We start from the raw sequence: 6,046 nt of genomic DNA on the forward strand, positions 1-6,046 counted from the left end.
ATTTCAGAAGATTGTCCAAGGATTATGAGATTTCCCCTTCATCCGCTAAGGCTTTTGTTCAATTAGCTTTCACAAAAATTATGCTGAATAGGTTAGTTAAATGTTTTGCGTGACTGGTTCTAAGTTATTGTTGTGTTTGTGGAATTGTGGGTAAGTTGTAAAACTTATCCATAAATCCATAAGCTGTTACTAACCCTATAAACTCAAGACTTTTCTACTATAGACATCTATAATGCCAGTTAGATACATAAAGCTATTACCAACCCTGATATAACTTATATCTGTTTGCTATACCTAATAAACCTATTAATCTCCAAACCTTTTAACAGATAAGGATGCACCATATCTGCATGATTCCTAATACTTGTATTTGGATCGGGAGAAATAGCCTTGAGATTTTAACATCTTCTTAACTTCCTTACTTTTTTATGATTAATAATAACATTTTGGCGCCTTAAACTTGAAGTTATACGGCGATATCCATAAACAGGATGGGTTTCATAAATATCAAAGATTTTGTCGATGATTTCATCCTCGTCACGCCTGGATTTAGCTTAATAATAAAATTTTGATCTTGTAACTGTTATTGGCATGATTAAACGATTTAAAATCGTAGCTGATAAATATCTGCTATTTACAATATGGAATTACAAAAATGATAGTTTCCGGAAAAGCCTAATGTAACTTTCTTACCACCTGTCAACCTTCGAAATTACCTCCAGATTACATATTAGCTTCTTTTATCAAAAGTCTAGTTTCCGAAGAGGTCTATTATAGGTGGGATTGTAAACTTGAAAAACGACTTCTTGAATCAACGGATAGTTTTTTAGATAAAACATAATATAATTGATCTATGTGTCTAGATCTCCTAATAAAAGATATTACACTCCGTTGACTTACGCAGCGTGTCTACTTATAAAACAGAAGGTGCTGCATTACGACTTTTCTCTAAATTCGGTCAGGTTAAAGGTAAATGCAAAGAGCATACGAAGCGCAGAATCATAATACATGAGTAAGTGAGGATTTGAGAGCGAAAACAACAAAGGCATTGCCATAAGAGTAGAGTTTTGTAAGAGGTCTAAGGAAACATGCAGTATTCAGATTTTGTACATTTAAGAGCGCAAAGTAGTTATTCCTTACTTGCTAGCACAATATCAATAGAAGCACTGATTGCACGCACTAAAAAAGAAGGTATGCACGCTGTTGCCTTAACAGACAAAAACAATCTGTTTGGTTCATTGCAGTTTGCTATTGCTGCCGTGAAAGAAAAGATACAGCCAATTAATGGGCTCATTGCCACACTTTATCATCCATCTCCAACATTACCAACCCAACTGCACTATTCTCAAATACTTTTGCTAGCTCAGACAGATGAGGGGTATAGCAACTTACAAAAGCTAAATAGCTATAGCTATATTAAACAAGAGAATGCCGTCCATAAACATAGAATAGATATTCAAGACTTACGTGCACATGGTGCCGGCATTATTGCCCTTTCAGCCTACACAGAAGGAGCGATAGGACAGGCTTTGCTGCTAGACAAACAAGATGCCGCTATGGAATATGCTAACACACTGCATGCCATTTTTGGCGATAGATTTTATATGGAGATTTTCCGCCATAATTTGCCTAATGAAAAACAAATTGAGCAGGATTATTTGAACCTAGCATACGATTTAAAACTTCCTATTGTAGCTACCAATCAGACCATATTTTTTGAGGAAGACTACACTTCCCATGACGTTTTGTTGTGCATAGAGCAGAACTGCACGCAAGTTTATATGAATAGGCATAAGGTAAGTAATCAATTTTATTACAAAACACCTGCCCAGATGCATGCGAGTTTTAGCGATTTACCAGAAGCTTTGCTTAATAGCGTATATATCTCGCAAAGATGCCATACTATGGCAAGAACTCGCGGCTCTATGCTACCTAGCTTTGCAACGCAAGATTTAGATGAAGAAGCATTGATTCGGCGAAAAACCGAGAGTGGATTGTTGGCTAGATTGGAGGAAAAGTTTGAGATAGAGAGTATAACAGATCAGCATCAGCAGGAACAAATAAAGACTCAATACTTTAAAAGGTTAGAGTATGAATTGGATTTGATTTGCAAGATGGATTTTTCGGGTTACTTTCTGATCGTTTCAGATTTTATTAGTTGGAGTAAAGAAAACAATATTGCGGTTGGTCCTGGCCGCGGTTCTGGAGCTGGTTCTATTGTAGCCTGGAGTTTGTTAATCACTGACTTAGACCCTATTCGCTTTGGTCTAATATTTGAGCGTTTTCTTAATCCCGAGCGTATTTCTTTGCCAGATTTTGATATAGATTTTTGCCAGGAAAGACGAGAAGAGGTGATTCATTATGTGAAAGATAGATATGGCTATGGTAGAGTTGGGCAAATCATTACTTTTGGTAAACTACAGGCAAAAGCTGTGATTAAGGATGTAGCCAGAGTACTAGGCCTTTCTTACAAATATGCAGATTATTTAACGCAGTTAGTGCCTTTTAATGCAGTGAACCCAGTAACGTTAGACCAAGCTATAGAAGAAGTGCCAGAGCTTAAAAATGCAGCGGAGGGCAGAGGGTTATATAACTTATCAGGCGACAGAGATTTAATTAAAAAGGTAATGATTACGGCTAAATCTCTAGAGGGGTTATATCGCCACTGCTCTACTCACGCGGCAGGTATTGTTATTGCTAAGGAAGACCTGATTAACTTAGTGCCGCTTTATCAGGATAGTAATTCTCAAATGCTCGTGATTCAGTATTCCATGAAATATGCGGAATTAGCTGGCTTGATGAAATTTGATTTTCTTGGACTACAAACTCTCACCGTTATTACCAAATGCAAAGAGTTGTTAGCTCTGAGAGGTATTAAGCATAAAGATGACACGATGATCTTTGATGATCAAAAAACATATGAAATGCTAGCAAAGGGGCGGAGTACTGGCGTGTTTCAGTTCGAATCGGTCGGTATGAAAGAAAGTTTAAAGCGCCTTAAACCCGATTGTATTGATGATTTGATAGCTTTAGGAGCGTTATATAGGCCTGGCCCTATGGAAAATATTCCTGTGTATATTGCATGCAAACACAAATTGCAAAAACCTAATTATCTACATCCGCTACTACATTCTATTTTGCGGGACACTTATGGAGTAATTATATATCAGGAACAAGTATTAGAGATTGCTCGGGTTTTGGCAGGATATAGCTTGGGTGCTGCTGATTTACTGCGCAGGGCTATGGGTAAGAAAATCAAGTCGGAAATGGATGCGCAGGAAGAGTTGTTTGTGCGCGGCGCTTTGGCTAATGGTGTGAGTGAGGAGCAGAGCAAAGGTATTTTTGCTACTGTAGCAAAGTTTGCTGGATATGGATTTAATAGAGCCCATGCTTCTGCTTATGGCGTGATATCTTATCAAACCGCTTACTTAAAAGCGAATTTCCCTTATGAATTTTTAGTATCTTGTGTAAATTTAGAGATTAATAATAATGAAAAAATTAATATTTTCTTACAGGATGCACAGAATTTTGGTATCGTTATCATTCCTCCAGATATCAATAAATCGCAAGGATATTTTTATATTGAATACGCACACAGTGGCCCCTCTAATGGCAAGATTATTTATGCCTTGGGGGCGATTAAGCATGTAACTCCTGCTTTTGGCAAAATTGTTGAAGATGAGCGAGAGGCTAGAGGATCTTTTACATCTTTGTTAGATTTCTTACACAGAATTAAAAATATAAATAGGAAGGTGTTGGAATTTTTAATTAAAGCAGGCACTTTTGATGCTATATGCTCTCAAGATAGGCTGTGTTTGCTTAATGGTTTAGACCAACTCCTGCACTATGCAAACACTTATCATAAACAACAGGAATCTGCGCAGATGAGTTTGCTTGCAGTCGATTCGATTGAACTGGAAAGCTTGATTGCGCAAGTAGAACCGAACTATCAGGAAATATGCTTTAACGAACTGGAGGCTTTAGGGCTATTTATTAAGCATCACCCTCTTTTCTGGATTAAGGATAATAAAAGATATGGTTATATTAATTCTACAGATTTAAGTAATAACCAGTATATGGGTAAGAGCAAAGTAAAAATTGCTGGAGTTATACAAAAAAAGGATGCTAAGATGTCTGCGCGAGGCAGGTTTATTGTGCTGCAACTTTCCGACCCATTTGGAATCTTTGAGTTGAGTGTATTTAACGAGCAAACGATTAATGACTACGCTGAGTTTTTGATGGTGAAAAAATCAGTTGTAGTGTGTTGCGATATGTCGAAAGACCAATTTGGCGCTAAGTTAGCGGTTACCGCATTTGAGGATATCTCATCTCTAAAACCGCGCGAGCAAGTGCGTATGGTTTTGTATATTGAGAGTATAGACGGCATGAACAAGGCGCGACAAATATTAACTAAAAGCGCTACTACACTAGAACATGATAATTTAGTTGAAACAAAAGTCACTTTTATGTGCAAAGCTCCATATCATAATTTATGGGTGAAGACCGAAGTGGATGATGTGTTTTACTGCACTTATCATGCGCTTGAGGAACTAAAGGCATGGAGTAGGGGGGGTAGAACTCTTTCGAATAAGACATGATGTATGAAATAGATAGCTAATGCAAGTAAAGAATCTAATATACAAGAAGAGTGGGTCTTTTATAACTCGTGCTTACGCAAAAGTCATCTTGGTAGGAGAGCATATTGTGGTGAGAGGTGAAATGGGTATAGTTATGCCAATAAAGTTTTGGCGAACTACTTTGGTTCATCACCCATACGCAGGGCGTTTGCGTATTATAACGCAGCATGCGTGTGAGCAAGTATGCGATGATTTAGCTGGATTTGAGCAGTTTTGCATTCAACTTTTCCCACATTTAACTGGTATAGCATATATCACATCTAATATACCTTTGAGGGCTGGCCTTGGTTCCTCTGCCGCATTGTGTGTATGTATAGCGCGTTTGATTAGGCGTTTGGGAAGCTCTGAGAGCTGCAGCGGAGCTTCTGAGTTTGATGTGTTTCAGAATGCGAAGTTGTTAGAAGGTTATTTTCACGGCACGAGTAGCGGAATAGATGTGGTGGGTGCTACTGCCGCTTCCGCAAAATTATATGCGTCGCATCCACTGAAGATTCGAGGCATTGGTGATGCTTTGGATAATAGATTTATTAGACATCTTTCCAAACTCGCTCATGATGAGCAAATGCAAGGATCATACGAAGTGCAGAACGTCCAGCGTACTAAAATACGTGAAGATTTCGAATCGGTAGCGACATGCGCATCGCGATCAGTTGTAGAGTTTGAAAAGAGGTCTATTGATAGATATAGATTAGCAATATCATTTGCCGGATATAAAGAACCTACAAGTTCAGTGAGAGGACGTATGCAAAATTATTCCGAAGGTGCGAGGTTAATGCACAAGGCAGTATTAGATGCTAGGTATTTTTATGGTATGGATCATGATTTTAGCAGCAAGCTTGCTCATAAAGGATGCGGGCGACGGCGCATCAAGTATTTAATAAGAGCTATGAACAAAGGGCGCGATGCATTTAATGCATGGCAGCTAGTGGACGATAGAATGGTCAGGCATATGCATTGGCTAGATGAGATGGGCGCGTTAGCTTGCAAGCCAACGGGCGCAGGGCTAGGGGGATATTGCATCAGTTTATGGCCTAGTAGTAGACCTCTTGCATAACCTAAAAATGAAAGAGGAATTTTTAGGAAGGTTATGCAAGAGGTCTAGTTTACGTCACAATGTTGGAGAGTTAGAGCGGTTATAGTAATTTAGGTTGAATTAGATATAATTTTTCGTTATAATGACAGGAAAAATGCTTAGTACCGGACAGTTAGGTAAAAAAGTAGTAGCGTAAAGGTAGAAAGGCAGTTAAACATATACATTAGACCTCTTTCCTAACTCTACTCCTGATGCCAACTGTGGCGACGCTGTCGATGCGCAAGTCCTCACGTACTTCATGTACGCTGCGGCTCTGTGCTTCGTATACTCCTCGCATTTGCTCTTAATTGAGCGAGTTTCGAAAGAGGTCTAATTA

3 protein-coding genes are annotated in these 6,046 nt (G+C 38.6%); 2 read left to right on the plus strand and 1 reads right to left on the minus strand.

From position 1 onward, the window contains the following. Positions 1-398 precede the first annotated feature (398 nt). Entirely contained in the window at positions 399-527 is a 129-nt protein-coding gene (locus Sarmat_RS07460) for an IS3 family transposase (protein ID WP_202149843.1), read from the minus strand. A gap of 561 nt (positions 528-1,088) precedes the next feature. Between Sarmat_RS07460 and dnaE the strand changes: the two genes are divergently transcribed. After that, complete coding sequence (gene dnaE / locus Sarmat_RS05795; protein WP_202149841.1) at positions 1,089-4,598, plus strand: DNA polymerase III subunit alpha; 3,510 nt, start codon at positions 1,089-1,091, stop codon at positions 4,596-4,598. Between the two features lie 88 nt (positions 4,599-4,686). Further along, positions 4,687-5,691 carry a GHMP family kinase ATP-binding protein gene (locus tag Sarmat_RS05800; RefSeq protein ID WP_202149842.1) on the plus strand — a complete coding sequence of 335 codons (1,005 nt, stop codon included), beginning with the start codon at positions 4,687-4,689 and terminating at the stop codon, positions 5,689-5,691. Positions 5,692-6,046: the final 355 nt, after the last annotated feature.

The organism is Candidatus Sarmatiella mevalonica, from assembly GCF_016751895.1.
Classification (GTDB): Bacteria; Pseudomonadota; Alphaproteobacteria; order Rickettsiales; family Rickettsiaceae; genus Sarmatiella; species Sarmatiella mevalonica.

What these genes read in the sequence shown, in the direction of transcription:
- dnaE (WP_202149841.1), top strand. Translation starts at nt 1,089, where the DNA reads ATGCAGTATTCAGATTTTGTACATTTAAGAGCGCAAAGTAGTTATTCC.